17 protein-coding genes are annotated in these 16,818 nt (G+C 58.6%); 12 read left to right on the top strand and 5 right to left on the bottom strand.

Features of this window, described 5'->3' with window-relative positions:
• Window positions 1–172 precede the first annotated feature (172 nt).
• The 7 genes from ACEN8Q_RS13825 to sthA all read left to right on the top strand — a co-directional run bounded on the left by ACEN8Q_RS13825 (window position 173) and on the right by sthA (window position 7,877).
• Window positions 173–1,636, top strand: a complete 1,464-nt coding sequence (locus ACEN8Q_RS13825; RefSeq protein ID WP_413705357.1) for a glyceraldehyde-3-phosphate dehydrogenase — start codon at window positions 173–175, stop codon at window positions 1,634–1,636.
• Window positions 1,637–1,937: 301 nt separating this feature from the next.
• The gene (locus tag ACEN8Q_RS13820) at window positions 1,938–2,084 is read left to right on the top strand and encodes a PAAR domain-containing protein (protein WP_413705356.1); all 147 of its coding nucleotides are present in this window, start codon (window positions 1,938–1,940) and stop codon (window positions 2,082–2,084) included.
• 24 nt (window positions 2,085–2,108) lie between these two features.
• Complete coding sequence (locus ACEN8Q_RS13815) at window positions 2,109–3,029, top strand: polymorphic toxin type 44 domain-containing protein (protein ID WP_413705355.1); 921 nt, start codon at window positions 2,109–2,111, stop codon at window positions 3,027–3,029.
• A 594-nt stretch (window positions 3,030–3,623) separates the two neighbouring features.
• Entirely contained in the window at window positions 3,624–4,034 is a 411-nt protein-coding gene (locus tag ACEN8Q_RS13810) for a hypothetical protein (RefSeq protein WP_413421427.1), read from the top strand.
• 122 nt (window positions 4,035–4,156) lie between these two features.
• Entirely contained in the window at window positions 4,157–4,513 is a 357-nt protein-coding gene (locus ACEN8Q_RS13805) for a hypothetical protein (RefSeq protein WP_413421431.1), read from the top strand.
• 739 nt (window positions 4,514–5,252) lie between these two features.
• Window positions 5,253–6,275 (top strand): FAD:protein FMN transferase, encoded by a 1,023-nt coding sequence (locus tag ACEN8Q_RS13800; protein ID WP_413705354.1) that lies wholly within the window; start codon window positions 5,253–5,255, stop codon window positions 6,273–6,275.
• A gap of 207 nt (window positions 6,276–6,482) precedes the next feature.
• Entirely contained in the window at window positions 6,483–7,877 is a 1,395-nt protein-coding gene (gene sthA / locus ACEN8Q_RS13795; RefSeq protein ID WP_007984277.1) for a Si-specific NAD(P)(+) transhydrogenase, read from the top strand.
• Between the two features lie 42 nt (window positions 7,878–7,919).
• Here the strand turns inward: sthA and ACEN8Q_RS13790 are convergent, their stop codons facing one another.
• Complete coding sequence (locus ACEN8Q_RS13790) at window positions 7,920–8,642, bottom strand: glycerophosphodiester phosphodiesterase (protein WP_007984279.1); 723 nt, start codon at window positions 8,640–8,642, stop codon at window positions 7,920–7,922.
• 14 nt (window positions 8,643–8,656) lie between these two features.
• A complete protein-coding gene (locus tag ACEN8Q_RS13785; RefSeq protein WP_413421435.1) occupies window positions 8,657–9,238 on the bottom strand; it encodes a PilZ domain-containing protein in 582 nt (193 codons plus the stop codon).
• Window positions 9,239–9,332: 94 nt separating this feature from the next.
• On the opposite strand from ACEN8Q_RS13785, the gene ACEN8Q_RS13780 reads away from it, so the two are divergent.
• The 3 genes from ACEN8Q_RS13780 (at window position 9,333) to ACEN8Q_RS13770 (ending at window position 12,582) form a co-directional block, all read left to right on the top strand.
• The gene (locus ACEN8Q_RS13780) at window positions 9,333–10,583 is read left to right on the top strand and encodes a lipoprotein-releasing ABC transporter permease subunit (RefSeq protein ID WP_413421437.1); all 1,251 of its coding nucleotides are present in this window, start codon (window positions 9,333–9,335) and stop codon (window positions 10,581–10,583) included.
• Window positions 10,584–10,590: 7 nt separating this feature from the next.
• On the top strand, window positions 10,591–11,274 hold the full coding sequence (gene lolD, locus ACEN8Q_RS13775) for a lipoprotein-releasing ABC transporter ATP-binding protein LolD (protein WP_178076692.1): 684 nt from the start codon (window positions 10,591–10,593) through the stop codon (window positions 11,272–11,274).
• Between the two features lie 63 nt (window positions 11,275–11,337).
• On the top strand, window positions 11,338–12,582 hold the full coding sequence (locus tag ACEN8Q_RS13770) for a lipoprotein-releasing ABC transporter permease subunit (protein ID WP_413705353.1): 1,245 nt from the start codon (window positions 11,338–11,340) through the stop codon (window positions 12,580–12,582).
• Window positions 12,583–12,720: 138 nt separating this feature from the next.
• Here the strand turns inward: ACEN8Q_RS13770 and ACEN8Q_RS13765 are convergent, their stop codons facing one another.
• A complete protein-coding gene (locus ACEN8Q_RS13765; RefSeq protein ID WP_413705352.1) occupies window positions 12,721–14,070 on the bottom strand; it encodes a heavy metal sensor histidine kinase in 1,350 nt (449 codons plus the stop codon).
• Window positions 14,070–14,750: a heavy metal response regulator transcription factor gene (locus tag ACEN8Q_RS13760; protein WP_413705351.1), complete on the bottom strand. Its 681-nt coding sequence runs from the start codon at window positions 14,748–14,750 to the stop codon at window positions 14,070–14,072. The genes ACEN8Q_RS13765 and ACEN8Q_RS13760 overlap by 1 nt, the downstream gene beginning before the upstream one ends.
• Window positions 14,751–14,905: 155 nt before the next feature.
• Between ACEN8Q_RS13760 and ACEN8Q_RS13755 the strand changes: the two genes are divergently transcribed.
• Both ACEN8Q_RS13755 and queF read left to right on the top strand, forming a co-directional pair.
• Window positions 14,906–15,442, top strand: coding sequence for a plastocyanin/azurin family copper-binding protein (locus ACEN8Q_RS13755; protein WP_413705350.1), 537 nt, complete (start codon window positions 14,906–14,908; stop codon window positions 15,440–15,442).
• 61 nt (window positions 15,443–15,503) lie between these two features.
• Window positions 15,504–16,334 carry an NADPH-dependent 7-cyano-7-deazaguanine reductase QueF gene (queF, locus tag ACEN8Q_RS13750; protein WP_413705349.1) on the top strand — a complete coding sequence of 277 codons (831 nt, stop codon included), beginning with the start codon at window positions 15,504–15,506 and terminating at the stop codon, window positions 16,332–16,334.
• A gap of 178 nt (window positions 16,335–16,512) precedes the next feature.
• Here the strand turns inward: queF and ACEN8Q_RS13745 are convergent, their stop codons facing one another.
• Window positions 16,513–16,776, bottom strand: coding sequence for a DUF4404 family protein (locus ACEN8Q_RS13745; RefSeq protein ID WP_413421449.1), 264 nt, complete (start codon window positions 16,774–16,776; stop codon window positions 16,513–16,515).
• Window positions 16,777–16,818: the final 42 nt, after the last annotated feature.

Raw genomic sequence — 16,818 nt, 5'->3', positions numbered from 1 at the left:
GACAACGAGACTTTGGCTCCAAAAAATTGACTGTGCTGAAAGCCCCGGTTTTACTGGGCTGGAGCGAGGCGTAATTTTTTTGAACGACGATTTGTTACGTAAAGCACGACGGGCGCGCATTGCTACCGCTGTCACTCGGCGGCATAATGTAGCCCCTTTTTTCTGCCCCTACATGTGGAAGGTTCCCGTGACTCAGAAGCCCGACCAGTGTCTTGGTGAATGGATCGACCGTGAAGCACTCGCAGAAGCGATGATTCCGCTTATCGGTCAGCTCTACCGCAATAACAACGTGGTGAGCTCGATCTATGGCCGCAGCCTGATCAACCGCTCGGTGATTTCGATCCTCAAAGCGCACCGCTTTGCCCGTCATCGCCAGACCGACGAAACCGAACTCTCCGTCCACGAAACATTCCCGCTGCTCAAGGCGATGAGCGAGCTCAAGCTCGGCGCCGCTTCGGTAGACCTGGGCAAGCTGGCGGCCAAATACAAGGCCGAAGGCAATGGCCGTAGTGCCGAGCAGTTCGTCCGTGAAGAGATGGCCGACGTGGTTGGCCAGCAGAACGCTTCCGCCCGCAAAGGCACCGACGTTGTCCTTTACGGCTTCGGTCGTATCGGCCGTCTGCTGGCACGCATCCTGATCGAGAAAACCGGTGGTGGCGACGGCCTGCGACTGCGCGCCATCGTTGTCCGCAAGGGCGCCGAGAACGACCTGGTCAAGCGCGCCAGCCTGCTGCGTCGTGACTCGGTCCATGGTCCGTTCGATGGCACCATCACCATCGATGAAGCCAACAACACCATCACCGCCAACGGCAACCTGATCCAGGTTATCTACGCCAAGAGCCCGAGCGAAGTCGACTACACCCAGTACGGCATCGAAAACGCGCTGATCGTCGACAACACCGGTGTATGGCGTGACGCCGACGGCCTGGGCCAGCACCTGGGCTGCCCGGGCGCTGCTCGCGTGATCCTCACCGCACCTGGCAAGGGCGCGCTGAAGAACATCGTTCACGGCATCAACCATGGCGACATTACCCCTGACGACAAGATCATCTCGGCGGCTTCCTGCACCACCAACGCCATCGTGCCGGTGCTCAAGGCAGTCAACGACAAGTACGGCATCGTCAACGGCCACGTCGAAACCGTTCACTCGTTCACCAACGACCAGAACCTGATCGACAACTTCCACAAGGGCAGCCGTCGTGGCCGCGCCGCGCCGCTGAACATGGTAATCACCGAGACCGGTGCCGCCACCGCAGCCGCCAAGGCGCTGCCAGTGCTCAAGGGCAAGCTGACCGGCAACGCGATTCGCGTTCCTACGCCGAACGTGTCGATGGCTATCCTGAACCTGAACCTGGAAAAGGCCACCACTCGCGAAGAGATCAACGAGTACCTGCGCCAGATGGCCATGCACTCGGACCTGCACAAGCAGATCGACTACGTGAGCTCCCAGGAAGTGGTTTCCACCGACTTCGTTGGCTCGCGCCACGCAGGCGTAGTGGACGCTGAAGCGACCATCACCCAGGATAACCGCGTTGTTCTGTACGTTTGGTACGACAACGAGTTCGGTTACAGCTGCCAGGTGGTTCGCGTGATGGAAGACATGGCCGGTGTAAACCCGCCAGCATTCCCGCGCTAAGCCTTAGCTGCACATGAAAACGCCCCGACCTTGGTCGGGGCGTTTTTGTTTGTGCGCCCCGCATGGGCGCAACGTCCTGTGGGTATGCGTGGTTCGACAGGCCGTTTTTTCATGCCGATTGTTATCGACCCCTCTGACTTTTCTTTCCGAAGAAATCCGCTTTAGAAACACTCTTGTAGGAAATGGATTGTTTCTTTTGGCGAAATTTCCTGATCGTCCTGCAGGCCCTGCCGTTGGGGTCGCGACGCTGTTAGCGTCCACCGCATTATTGCGGACGGCCGAATGATAAGGAGAAGTAACAGTGAGCAAGGGTTATTACATTGGCCTGGACGACAAGACCACCTGTGGCGGCAAGGTCCTGGATGGTGACACCCGGATCATGATGTACGGCATTGCCCATGCCCGCGATGGTGATCGAGTCACCTGTGGCAAGGACGGCAAGACTTAGAAAATTGTCGGCGGCATTTCGCACATGATCAGTCATGGCAAAGCCATGGCGGGCACGCTGGACAGCCATAGTGGTTGCCCCTGTAAAGCGCAACTGATTCCCTCGGTGTTCACCGCCAGCTATCGGAATAAGGCCAGTCCTGCACGGCAAGCCACCAGCGCCGCCGGGTCGCCAACGACTCAAGCGGATAGCGGGTTTACGACGAAATCCGGGGTGGCCGATCCAAAGCTTGCAGAAAAAGTCACTGCCCCACTCGGCAACCTTGATGGAGGCGGAGCCTGTAACCATCCTGATCAAATGGAAGAGCTTGCCGCCTACATTGCCGGCGAGATGAATCGAAACATCACCCATGCTTCGGTGCTGAAAATGAAGGAGTTGAATAGCTATAACCCTGAGGCTGAAACAAGTAAATACATGGAAATTCCATTTTATCTCCGACTCGGCCGTCAACCCAATTTCCACAGCATCGCCCTTGCCAAAAAAGCCGAGGCTTTTGCGCTGTGGGCAGAGCGGGTTGGGCAGAATCGGTCTTGGGATCACAAGCCGAAGATAAAGGCCAACTTTGGAGGTGATGTTCGCCACAAACAGGGAAGGTACGATTATTTTTATGACATTTGGTCGAATATTCATTATGGCTACGTAGGAATGGCTGCAGGTTTTTCCGAGCGGGTGTTGCTGGATGGCGCAGGTGCTGAGCAGATCATTTCCGACGCGGTCCGTAAGCTTCAGGATTGGGAAAATAGGCCCGGCCCTAATCGTTCAGAGGACATAAAGGGATTAAGGGCATGGGATGACATACCGGATAGGAAGTCTATAGCTATTGGTGTAAGCCTTTTCAGAATTTATTCAACCGAAGGGGTCAGTGCCAAGATAATTATGGATGAAGTGCTTGCCGGGGATCCTGCTGATTGGGGGAAAGGTATAAGTGTCCACAAATGCGAATAAAAGGTGCTGCATTTGTTTATGCGTAGACTGCTAGTAATATTGTTTCTGATGTATTTTATCTGGTATGTCTCCGTGCCGAGGGTAAAAATCTATTTCTCAAAGGAGGGAGGCGGGAAGTTGGAGTTTGTTCTAAATACCCAGCACGATATATTTCGAGGGGAAATTTTCCCCGGCCAATCTACAGGAGGCCCCGGCCATCTTGTTGCAAATGATGATTTTTTTATGCGGTTTGACTGGACTGCCTCAGGAAAAAGTCATTGTATAGCTATAAATCCTAAGTGGCCTACGACTAGTATATATATTGGGGCAGATGGATCTCTCGATAGCAGTCACGCTAGCGGAACCGATTCAGATCGATTAAAGGAATGCCCTCAGAAATGAGTGCGATATTAAAAAATATAACGCCCGACCCTCATTTTATGGTCGGTCCTTATGCTGAGTTGCGAGCGTGGGATGATATAGCTGATAGAGTGTCGATAAGCACCGGTATAAAACCCGCCAATCAGCACCCTGATGGCGGGATAATAGCGCAGATGATCATGAATAAAGTGTTAGCAGTTGCTCCAGAGAACTGGGGGGAGGGAATCCGTGTCCATGTCTGCAAGTAAACCGCGAAGATCGCACAAGTGGTGGCTATGGATCCCAGTTGTTTTTCTGGTCATTACCCAATGGGATATTGGGTTGCCTACTGTGACTATCCATTACCCCAAAGATGCTAAAGAGGAACTTAAATACATCTGGAACGTACAGCACCGGATATTCAAAGGGCGGATGCAGCCTGGGGGCGGTACACGTGATTATGGCTTCTTGTTTCCAGATGAGAAATTTTTCATGGAGATTTCCTGGTGGAACGATGGCGCTCTCCGACACTGCGTTAACGTAACCCCTAAGTGGCCCAATACGCACATTTACCTTGACGCCAATGGCGACATTGATCGCAGCGAAGGCAGTGGCACGGATTCGGGTCGCTTGAAACAATGCATCACGGATACCGCGACTCCATGAAGAGGCAAGGTGATAAAAGAAGACTGCACTTTTTGTAGCGCGATTCTGGGGAGATGGAGTCTGTGTCCACGTCTGCAAATAAACCCCGAATACGGCACAATCGATGGCTGTGGATTCTCGCTGTGCTTCTGGCTCTCGACCATTGGGATATCGCACTTCCGACCGTGACCATTCACTACTCCGAAAATGGAAGGGAGGAACTCAGGTACATCTGGAATGTCCAGCACCGGATATACAAGGGCGGGATGCAGCCCGGCGGAGGTACAGTCGATAACGGTTTTCTGTTTCCTGATGACGATTTTTTTATGGAAATATCCTGGTGGAGCAAAAACGTTCGTGCCCACTGCGTCAACATTACTCCGAGGTGGCCGAATACGAACATCTACCTTGATGCCAACGGCGATATTGATCTCAGCGAAGGCAGCGGCACGGATTCGGATCGACTAAAACAATGCACCACAGACACGGCTAGCCCATGAAAGAGGCAAAGGAATAAAAACGACTACACATTTTGTAGCGCGACTTTGGGGATATGAAGTCCGTGTCCACGCCTAAAAAACCTCGGTCGCGTTACATTCGGTGGCTATGGATTCCGTTGCTACCGCTATTACTGCCCCTGCTGGTGCTTTTGCTGATTGTCCTCTGGCGAATTATTGTGTTGCCTACCGCAACCGTCCATTACTCCAAGAACGGCGCTGACGAACTGCGGTTCATCTGGAATGTGCAACACCGGATTTACAAAGGAGGCCTCCCTCCAGGCAGCAGCACACGGGATCATGGGTCCTTGTTTCCAGATGAGAAGTTTTTCATGGAGATCTCTTGGTGGAACGATAAAGATCTCCGACACTGCGTAAATATCACCCCGACATGGTCCTATACGCACATATACCTCGATGCCAGCGGCGACATTGATCTCAGCGAAGGCAGTGGCACGGATTCGGGTCGCTTGAAACAATGCACCACGGATACCGCGACTCCATGAAAAGACCAACATTGGCAGCCAGTACTGTTCGGTTAAGAACTTTGTAGGAGCGAGCTTGCTCGCGATGGAGTCAAGAGCGCTGCGTTTAACCAGTCAGCACGCGTTATCGTTGACGACCATCGCGAGCAAGCTCGCTCCTACACATTGAGCATTTGCAGTCGTCTTTACCGGTAAGCCGGTTCAGGGGTGGTGCATAATGGTCGGCCTTGGGGCTATGTCGGGGCGGGCTGTAAAAGATGGATGTATTGAGCTGGCGCCTGGGCGGTCTGATCGTTTGGATTGGCCTGTTGTCTGGTTGCGGCCATGGCGATTCGATGGAGTCTTTCGGCGGCCCCACCATGGGCAGCACGTATTCGATCAAGTACGTCCGTCACGCCGGTGTTCCCGCGCCGGCAGTCGTCCAGATAGAAGTCGAAAAGATCCTGGCCGAAGTCGACCGGCAAATGTCGACTTACCGCAGCGATTCCGACATCGAGCGCTTCAACGCACTGCCGGCCAACCGCTGTCAGGCGATGCCGGTGTCGATCCTCGAGCTGGTCCGCGTGGGCGAGCAACTGTCGGTGCAAAGCGATGGTTCCTACGATCTGACGGTGGAGCCGTTGCTGAACCTCTGGGGATTTGGTCCGCAGGCCCGTGAGGAAAAAGTCCCGACCGCCGAAGCGCTCGCCGAGGTCCGCCAGCGCGTTGGCCACGAACACTTGCGCATCGATGGCGACCAGTTGTGCAAGGACGCCGCCGTGGAGGTCGATTTCAACAGCATCGCCGCCGGTTATGCGGTGGACACGATTGCCGCAAGACTCGAGGCAATGGGCATTCACGATTATCTCGCCGAAGCGACGGGGGAGCTCAAGGCGTCCGGCAGGAAGGCCGACGGTTCGCCATGGCGGATCGCCCTGGAAGAGCCTCGGGATGACCGGCAAGTCGCCGAGCGCGTCATGTTTGTCGACGGTTATGGCCTATCTACCTCCGGCGACTACCGAAATTATTTCGAGCAGGGCGGTCGGCGTTTTTCCCACACTTTCGATGCGCGTACCGGTGCGCCGGTCTCACATGCCCTGGCATCTGTCACGGTGATTCATCCTTCGGCGTTGATGGCCGATGGCTTATCGACGCTGTTGCTGATTCTCGGCCCGGAGCGCGGTTGGGACTACGCAGAAAAGCACGATATCGGTGCATTTTTTGTGATTCGTGCCGATACAGGTTTCGTCACACGCAGCAGTCACGCTTTTGAACGCCTCAGTGGCGAAAAAACCGAGTGATTGTGGCGATTCGAGCATTGAAAACTGGCGTTGTAGTGCAGGCAAAAGTAGCCTACGACGCGACCAAGGGTTAATGTGCGCGGCGTTGACGCTTCTATAGACTGTGTCCGGGTTCTGCACAGGCCCCAAATTGTTCCTTCATGCCACAGGTTGGCGTGATTTAGCCGCAGGTGCCGAGGGTGCCGCGGCCTGTTCTGAGGAGTACGCATGGCTGTCTACAACTACGACGTGGTGGTGTTGGGTTCCGGCCCGGCGGGGGAAGGCGCGGCAATGAACGCCGCCAAGGCAGGGCGCAAGGTGGCGATGGTCGATAGCCGTCGCCAGGTCGGCGGCAACTGCACTCACTTGGGCACCATCCCGTCCAAGGCACTGCGTCACTCGGTGCGGCAGATCATGCAGTTCAACACCAACCCGATGTTCCGGGCCATTGGTGAGCCGCGCTGGTTCTCGTTCCCGGACGTGCTGAAAAGCGCCGAGAAAGTCATCTCCAAGCAAGTCGCTTCGCGCACCGGCTACTACGCCCGTAACCGTGTCGACGTGTTCTTCGGCACCGGCAGCTTCGCCGACGAGCAAACCATCGAAGTGGTCTGCGCCAACGGTGTGGTCGAAAAACTGGTGGCCAAGCACATCATCATCGCTACCGGTTCGCGCCCTTATCGCCCGGCGGACATCGATTTCCACCACCCGCGTATCTACGATAGCGACACCATCCTCAGCCTCGGCCACACCCCGCGCAAACTCATCGTTTACGGCGCTGGCGTGATCGGCTGCGAATACGCCTCGATCTTCAGCGGCCTGGGTGTGCTGGTCGAGCTGGTGGATAACCGTGGTCAGTTGCTGAGCTTCCTGGATTCGGAAATTTCCCAGGCCCTGAGTTATCACTTCAGCAACAACAACATCACGGTTCGCCATAACGAAGACTATGACCGCGTCGAAGGCGTGGACAATGGCGTGATCCTGCACCTCAAGTCCGGCAAGAAGATCAAGGCCGACGCCTTGCTCTGGTGCAACGGTCGTACCGGCAACACCGACCAGTTGGGTCTGGAAAACATCGGCGTGAAGGTCAACAGCCGTGGCCAGATCGAAGTCGACGAGGCGTACCGCACTTGTGTGCCGAACATCTACGGCGCCGGTGACGTGATCGGCTGGCCAAGCCTGGCCAGTGCCGCCCACGACCAGGGGCGTTCGGCTGCCGGCAGCATCGTGGACAACGGTAGCTGGCGCTTTGTGAATGACGTGCCGACCGGCATCTACACCATTCCTGAGATCAGCTCGATCGGCAAGAACGAGCAGGAGCTGACCCAGGCCAAGGTGCCATACGAAGTCGGCAAGGCGTTCTTCAAGAGCATGGCGCGTGCGCAGATCGCCGGCGAGCCGCAAGGCATGCTGAAGATCCTGTTCCACCGTGAAACCCTGGAAGTGCTGGGCGTTCACTGCTTCGGTTATCAGGCGTCGGAGATCGTGCACATCGGTCAGGCGATCATGAACCAGCCGGGCGAGCTGAACACGCTCAAGTACTTCGTCAACACCACGTTCAACTACCCGACCATGGCTGAAGCCTATCGGGTAGCGGCCTACGACGGCCTCAACCGGCTTTTTTGAGCGGCTCCGGCCGGTGGCCTGAGCCGGCCGGGGAGACCGATTTCAGCAATTCTCGAGCGTGGCGGTGGCCAAACCGGGAAAGTCTGTAATCAGGCTGTCAACGCCGAAGTCGGCGAGTCTGCGCATCAGCGCAGGCTCGTTGACGGTCCACACCGACACATGCAGCCCCTGACGCTGCGCCCTCTGCAGGCGTTCCGGCGTGCACAGGGTCCAGTTCAGCGCCAGAATTTCACAGCCGTAACTGGCCGCGACCTTCAGCGGGTCGAGCCAGGCATATTCGGCCACCAGCCCCCGGGACACATCCGGCACCAACTCCAGCGCGGCCTTGAGCACTTCACGGGAGCTCGAGGTGATGGTCACCTTGTCCATCAGGCCATGACGCTGGACCATCTCGCGAATCGCCAGCACGGTGGTCGCGGCACGCATCCGTGATGCGCTTTTGACTTCCAGCTGCCAGTGATCGAAGTCGCATTTCTCGAACAGTTCTTCCAGGGTCGGAATCGGGCAGGGCTTGATCCAGCCCGGGCCACCCTTGCGTGCGTCATAGGTCACAAGCTCGGCCGCCGTGTGCTCGACGACCTTGCCGCGACGGTCAGTGGTGCGTTTGAGGGTCGGGTCGTGGATGACCATCAGCTCGCCGTCCATGGACAGGTGCAGGTCCAGTTCGCAGCGACGCACGCCGTGCTTGAGACATTCCTGAAAGCTGGTCAGGGTGTTTTCCGGTGCTTCGCCCTTGGCGCCGCGATGGCCGTAGATGAGAGTCACGGTTCTTCCTTAAATTAATTGCCTGATTCGAGTTGTTCGCGGGCCAGGCGTCGTTCCTGGGCCTGCTTTTGCAAGATGTGGCGGGCCAACAGTTGGCGCTGGGCGTCGGTCAGGTGCTCGAACTCGGTGCCGACGTCATAACCATCGCCCTTGCGGTCGCAATGGGTGACGCGAGCACGCAGCAGCAGACCCAGGGCTTGCGGCATCAACACCAGCTTGACCGACAGGCGTGCGCCGGTGGCAATGGGCGATGGATGCTGAAAGTCGACACCGCCTTCGGAGATGATCACCGGCTGCGGTTCGCCGATTTGCCCGAGCGCGGTGATGGCGATCACCTGGCTCAGCAAATCGATGCGTCTGTTCTGGGATTTGAGGAACGCCGCGATGGTCCGGTCGCGTTCGCTGATCTGGCGCAACAGGTGTTGCGACTCGAATTCGCTCAGGTGCAGTTCGCTGAGCAAGTTGAAGAGTGGGGAAGCATCCTGCAACACTTCCTGGCCTGCGGCTTCAGTAGCGGACAGGGGCCGAATTTCCAGTGCGATCGTATCCTCGATACGGTAGTATTCGCGGCGATCTTCTTCATCTAATGTCGACATGGCGAACCCATGGTAGCGGCGGTGGTCTGAGTGTAAAGCTGGTTATCGACCCCCGCCACAAGGACGTTCCTTTTCCCTCCGAACAAGCCCCGACATGTTCAGACCTCTCTTCGTATTTATCGGCACGCGTTACACCCGTGCAAAGCGTCGCAATCATTTTGTGTCATTCATTTCCCTGACTTCGATGATCGGGCTCGCCCTTGGCGTAGTCGTGATGATCGTGGTGCTGTCGGTGATGAACGGCTTCGATCATGAGATGCGCACCCGCGTGCTGGGCATGGTGCCCCACGCGACTATCGAGTCCGGCGAGCCGATCAGCGACTGGCAAAGCCTGGCGGCCAAGGTCAGGCAGAACCCGCAGGTGACGGCCGTGGCGCCGTTTACGCAAATGCAGGGTTTGCTGACCAATAACGGCAAGGTCTCGAAAGTCCTGCTCAATGCCATCGACCCGGTGCAAGAGCGCCAGGTGTCGATCATTGATCACTTCATGACGCAGGGAAAACTCGACGATCTGGTGCCGGGCGAGTTCGGCATCGTCATCGGCGACAAGGCCGCGGCCAAGCTCGGTGCCGCCGTCGGCGACAAGCTGACCTTCGTCGCCCCGGAGGTCACCGTGACCCCGGCCGGGATGTTCCCGCGCATGAAGCGCTTTACCGTGGTCGGCATTTTCCATGTCGGCGCCGGTGAGCTCGATGGCTATCTCGGCGTCACCAACCTGCAGGATCTGGCCCGGCTGCATCGTTGGAAACCGGATCAGGTCCAGGGCCTGCGCCTGAAGTTCGACGACCTGTTCCAGGCACCGCGCACCGCGTGGAGCATCGCCCGCGATCTTGGCGAAGACCGTTTCTATGCCCGCGACTGGACCCGTACCCACGGCAACCTGTACCAGGCGATCCGCATGGAAAAAGCCATGATCGGCCTGTTGCTGCTGCTGATCGTTGCCGTCGCCGCGTTCAACATCATTTCCACTCTGGTGATGGTGGTGAACGACAAGAAGGGCGACATCGCGATCCTGCGCACACTGGGTGCCACGCCGGGCACGATCATGCGCACGTTCATGGTGCAGGGCACTGTGATTGGCGTGGTTGGCACGGCCATCGGCGCCGTGGTCGGCATCTTCGCCGCGCTGAATGTCAGTGCCGCGATCTCGGCCCTCGAAGGCCTGATCGGCCACAAGTTCCTCAACGCCGACGTGTACTTCATCGATTACCTGCCGTCGCAGGTGCAGAGCCAGGACGTCGTGATGGTCTGCTCCGCGGCGTTGGTCCTGAGTTTCCTCGCCACCCTGTATCCAGCCTGGCGTGCCGCGCGCACCCAGCCGGCGGAGGCGCTACGTTATGAGTGAGTCGGGCATGAGTGATAAAGCAATCTTGAGCTGCCGCAACCTGGGCAAATCCTACGAGGAAGGTCCGGAGTCGGTAGAGGTCCTGGCCGGTCTGCAACTGGAAATGCATCCGGGCGAGCGTGTGGCGATTGTCGGCAAGTCGGGCTCGGGTAAAAGTACCTTGCTCAATCTGCTGGGTGGCCTCGATACACCGACCAAGGGCAGCGTCTGGCTCGACGGTGAAGAACTGTCGGCGCTGAGCGAGAAGAAGCGCGGCCTGTTGCGCAATCGCGCCCTCGGCTTCGTGTACCAGTTCCACCACTTGCTGCCGGAATTCACCGCCCTGGAAAATGTCTGCATGCCGTTGCTGATTGGCAAGACGGCGATCCCTGAAGCGCGTCAACGGGCCACGGCGTTGCTGGAGCGGGTAGGCCTGGGCCATCGCCTGGAGCACAAGCCGGCCGAACTGTCCGGTGGTGAGCGTCAGCGTGTGGCCATCGCCCGCGCCCTGGTGAACAAACCGGGCCTGGTGATGCTCGACGAGCCGACTGGCAACCTTGACGCCCACACCGCCCAGGGCATCCAGGACTTGATGCTGGAGCTCAGCACCTCGATGCGCACGGCGTTCCTGGTGGTGACCCACGACATGAACCTGGCCCGCCAGATGGATCGCGTCCTGCACCTGCAGGAAGGCTGTCTAACCCCCATCTGATTGGCTGAAACCCGGTGCCTGAAAGGGCATCGGGTCTTTTATTCTTATACGGTGCCCCAGCGAATGTTCAGACCGTTATCGATCTTTATCGGCACGCGCTATACCCGCGCCAAGCGCCGCAATCGCTTTGTTTCCTTCATCTCGATGACCTCGATGATCGGCCTCGCCCTCGGCGTACTGGCGATGATCGTGGTGTTGTCGGTGATGAACGGCTTTCAGCGCGAAATGAGTTCGCGCATCCTCGGCATGGTGCCTCACGCCACCATCGTCGGCGTCAACCCGATCGATGACTGGCAGCCGGTGGCAGCGGCGGCGATGAAAAACCCGGAGGTGACGGCGGCGGTGCCGTTCACCGAGATGGAAGGCATGCTCTCTTACAAGGGCACGATGCAGCCAATCCAGGTCAGCGGTGTCGACCCGGCGCTGGAAGGCCAGGTGTCGATTGTTGCCAAGCATATCGTCCAGGGCAGTCTCGAAGCCCTGAAGCCGGGCGAGTTCGGCGTGGTGATCGGCGAGATCACGGCGCGCCGCTTCCGCTTGAACGTTGGCGACAAGATCACCCTGATCGTGCCGGAAGTCAGCAATGCGCCGGGCGGCATTACCCCACGCATGCAACGCCTGAATGTGGTCGGCGTGTTCAAGGTCGGCGCCGAACTGGATGGCACGATGGCGCTGATCCACATGGCCGATGCCGCGCAGATGCAGCACTGGGAGCCGAATCAGGTGCAGAGCGTGCGCCTGGCGGTGAAGGACCTGTATGCCGCGCCACAAGTGTCGAGCGACATCGCCACGGGGTTGGGCGCCGCCTACAAGGCTGACGACTGGACCCACACCCAGGGCAGCCTGTTCAGTGCAATGAAAATGGAAAAAACCATGATCGGCCTGCTGTTGCTGATGATCGTCGCGGTGGCGGCGTTCAACATCATCGCGACCCTGATCATGGTGGTGAACGATAAGGGCGCGGACATCGCGATCCTGCGTACCATCGGTGCCACGCCGCGGGAGATCATGGCGATCTTCATGGTGCAGGGCACCGTGATCGGCATCGTCGGCACCTTGATTGGCGGTGTGTTGGGCGTGATCGCCGCATTGAACGTCAGCGAGATGGTCGGCTGGGTCGAACGGGTCAGCGGGCAGCACATCTTCAGTTCCGATGTGTATTTCGTCAGCAACCTGCCGTCCGAGCTGCAAGGCGCCGACGTGGCGCTGATCTGCACGGCGGGCTTCGTCATGAGCTTCCTGGCCACGGTTTACCCGGCATGGCGGGCGGCGAAGATCGAGCCGGCTACCGCTCTGCGGTATTCGTAAGCCGTTACACCGCCAGCTCTTCGTAGGAGCTGGCTTGCCAGCGAAGAGGCCGGGCCTGCTAGCCTCTATGACACTTGCGGAAACCGCTTTCGCTGGCAAGCCAGCTCCTACAGGTGACGCAAGCCGGCCCTGCCGGCCTCAATCCCCCCTTGGCAACTCGATCACAAACCGCGTCCATCCACGCTCCGATTCACAACGAATCTGCCCGCCATGGGCGCGGATGATCGACCGGGTGATCGCCAACCCCAATCCCGCATGTTCACTGCTGCCTTCGCGGCGTGCCGGGTCAGCCCGGTAAAAACGGTCGAACAAGCGCGGCAGCAACTGCGGATCAATGCCGTCTCCCGAGTTTTCCACCCGCAGGCTCAGGCAATCGGCTTGCTCGTCAATCGTGACCTGTACCGTGCCCTGGGCCGGGGTGAAGCGCAGCGCGTTGTCCAGCAGGTTGGACAGTGCCCGTCGTAACATGCTGCGGTCACCTTCCATGCGTCCGAGGCCTTCGCGGCTAAGCCTGACCTGGGCGTCTTCCGCCAGCGGCGCAAAAAACTCCAGCAGCAGGTCTGTCTCTTCCGCCAGTTCCAGCGATTCGCGTTTGGGAATCAACAGGCCATGGTCAGCCTTGGCCAGATAGAGCATGTCGTTGACCAGTTGCGCCATCCACTGCAGCTCCTCGAGGTTGCTGTGCAGGGCTTCGCGGTAGTCCTCGATGGGGCGAGGGCGGGTGAGGGTGACCTGGGTGTGGGTCAGCAGGTTCGACAGTGGCGTGCGCAGTTCATGGGCAATGTCGGCGGAAAACGCCGACAGGCGCTGAAACGAGTCGTCGAGGCGTCCGAGCATGGCGTTGAAGTTGTGGGCCATTTCCGCCAGTTCCGGCGGCATGTTGTCTTCCGGCAACCGCGAGTTCAGCGATTGCGCGCAAACACCGCTGGCGACCGCACTGATCCGCCGCAACGGGCGCAGGCCACTGCGTGCCGCCCAGGCGCCCAGCAGCGCAGTGGCGAGGGCTGACAGGCCGACGGTCAGCCAGATCAAATGTTGCATGCGTTGCAGGAAGTGCTGGTGGTGGGTGATGTCCAGCAGCAGGGTCAGTTGCGGTGATTCGGGTTTGTCCGGGAAAAGCGGCGCATTCAGGACGCGATAATCCGTGCCTTCGTGGCTCACCGTCGACAATCCGGACTGGCTCGGCAATGCCTGCGGAAGGTTTGTCGAGCTGTCATACCAGCGTCGGCCGTCGCTGCCAGTGATTCGCAGGGACAGATCAGCCTGGCGGCTCAGTTGCTCCACCAGCTTCACTTCGCCGTCACTCGACTGAAAGTCGTGCAGGGCCCGACGCAAGCCAATCAACTTGCCGTCCAGCAACTGCTGGTCGAGTTCAATGAAATGCGCCTCACTGGCGCGGCTGAACAGCACCCCGGCGAACAGCGACACCACGGCGGTGCATGCGGCAAACAGCAGCGCCAACCGGCTGCTCAAGGACAGACGGCGCATCAAGCGGGGCGCTCTTCAAGGACATAACCCATGCCGCGCACGGTGTGAATCAGCTTGTTGGGGAATTCATCGTCGATCTTCAGGCGCAGACGACGGATCGCCACCTCGATGACATTGGTGTCGCTGTCGAAGTTCATGTCCCAGACCTGGGACGCAATCAGCGACTTGGGCAGGACTTCGCCCTGGCGGCGCAGGAGCATTTCCAGCAGGGCGAATTCCTTGGCGGTCAGGTCGATACGCTGGCCGCTGCGTTCGACCCGGCGACGGATCAGGTCCAGGCGCAAATCGGCCAGTTGCAGGCTGGTTTCCTGCGGCGTGGCGCTACCGCGGCGCAACAGGCTGCGCACTCGCGCCAGCAACTCGGAGAAGGCAAACGGCTTGACCAGATAATCGTCGGCGCCCAGTTCAAGGCCGTGAACCCTGTCTTCCACGGCGTCACGCGCAGTCAGAAAAAGTACCGGCGTGTCCAGGCCAGCGCTGCGCACCGCTTGAAGAATCTGCCAGCCATCACGACCGGGCAGCATCACATCGAGAATCAGCAGGGCATATTCGCCGCTGAGGGCCAATTGCTGACCGGTGTTGCCGTCGACCACCAGTTCAGTGTTGAACCCGGCCTCGGCCAAGCCCTGGCGCAGGTAATGGCCGGTTTTCGGTTGGTCTTCGACGATCAGCAGTTTCATGGGCGACTCGTGGCAAATGGTACGAACGCTTTATACCGTGGGCAGCGTTCACACAGGTCAACCTGACAAAGTTGTAATCTGGCTGTCAGGTTGCGGGCAGTGGCAGCAGTTTAGAGTTTTGTGCATGCTGAGCCTTATCTTGTTGGAGTACGACGATGTTTTTACGCAAATCCGTGGCGCAAATCGTGTGTTTGCTGGCGCTAGGTTCACCGGTGTGGGCGGACGCCGGGCATACCTACGACTTCGGCCAACCGGCCCCGGCGGCCAAGGCGACCCGCAGTGTCGAGGTGGTCATGGGTGACATGTCCTTCACGCCGCAGGCCATCGACATCAAGGCCGGGGAAACCGTGCGCTTCGTACTGGTCAATAAAGGCCAGTTGTTGCATGAGTTCAATCTCGGGGATGCGGCGATGCATGCCAGGCACCAGCAGGAAATGTTGCAGATGCAACAGAGCGGCATGCTGACGCCGACCGCCATGAAGGCAATGGGCCATGGCGACATGGCCGGCATGGATCACGGCAAAATGGATCACGGCATGAAGCATGACGATCCGAACAGCGTGCTGGTGGAGCCGGGCCAGACCGCCGAGCTGACCTGGACTTTCAGCAAGGCCACCAACCTCGAGTTTGCCTGCAACATCCCCGGCCATTATCAGGCCGGCATGGTCGGTAAACTGACTGTCAGTCAGTAAGCACTCAAAGGCGGGAGCAAAGGCTGATAGAATCCGCTGATTCTTCAGTCAGGTTTCCGCCATGCATCCCGCAGCCGAACACTCGCCGCTGGGCAAGTCCAGCGAATACATCGCCACTTACACGCCGTCCTTGCTGTTCCCGATCCCGCGCACCGCGAAGTGGGCCGAACTGGGCCTGACGGCGCAAACCCTGCCGTATAAAGGCGTGGACTTCTGGAACTGCTTCGAGCTGTCCTGGCTGCTGCCGTCGGGCAAGCCCGTGGTGGCGATCGGCGAATTCAGCATTCCGGCGGATTCGCCGAACATCATCGAATCGAAGTCGTTCAAGCTGTACCTCAACTCCCTGAACCAGACGCCGTTTGCCGATACCGCGAGCCTTGAGGCGACGCTGGCCAGGGATTTGTCGGTGGCTGCCGGCAAGCCGGTGGGTGTGCGCATCCGCAGTCTCAAGGATGTCGAGAGCGAAGGCGTCGTGGCGTTGCCGGGCGTGTGCATCGATGAGCTGGATATCAGCGTCAGCAACTACGAGCATCCACGCCCGGAACTGCTGCGTTGCGATGATTCGCACATTGTCGAGGAGTGCGTGCACAGCCATCTGCTCAAGTCCAACTGCCCGGTCACCAGCCAGCCGGACTGGGGCAGCGTGGCGGTGGAGTACCGTGGTGCGGCGCTGGATCACGCGAGCCTGCTCGAGTACATCGTCAGCTTCCGTCAGCATTCGGATTTCCATGAGCAATGTGTGGAGCGGATCTTCCTTGACCTGCAACGGTTGCTCAAACCCGAGAAACTGACGGTGTATGCGCGTTATGTGCGTCGTGGCGGGCTGGATATCAACCCGTACCGCAGCACTGAAGAAGTGCAGCTGCCGAACCATCGCCTGGTCCGCCAGTAAATTGCCAATGTGGGAGTGGGCTTGCTCGCGAAGGCGGTGTGTCAGTCGAGACTTCATTGGCTGACACTACGCCTTCGCGAGCAAGCCCGCTCCCACAGGGGATTTGTGGGTTGCCAATCGTGGAAATGAAAAAGCCCTGCTATCGCCAGCAGGGCTTTTTTCATTCAGGGAAGGGGTGTCAGACACCCATGCTGACCAAGGCGTTCACGATGTTGCGCAAGGTGCCAGCGATGGCGGGGTGATCGACTTCAAAGCGCTCAACGGCCAGGTTGACGCCGTCGGCGAGGCTGGAGTCCTGGGTTTTGGTTTCAAGCTCAAGCTTCAGTTCAATCTGCTGCATGAGCTCGTACAGTTCGGCGCGTTCTTCTTCAGACAACGGAGGATTCTGTTCCAATTGCTCGCGCAGGGCATTGAGCTGTTCTTGCAGTTCGCGGGCAGGCATGGCGTTCTTCCTTTTCTCGATAGGCACTGGCATAGACCGCAG

It is taken from the genome of Pseudomonas sp. Pseusp16 (assembly GCF_047324915.1).
Lineage (GTDB): Bacteria > Pseudomonadota > Gammaproteobacteria > Pseudomonadales > Pseudomonadaceae > Aquipseudomonas > Aquipseudomonas fluorescens_CD.
The sequence above is the reverse complement of the archived record's forward strand: the minus strand, read 5'-3'. Positions and strand labels throughout refer to the sequence as shown.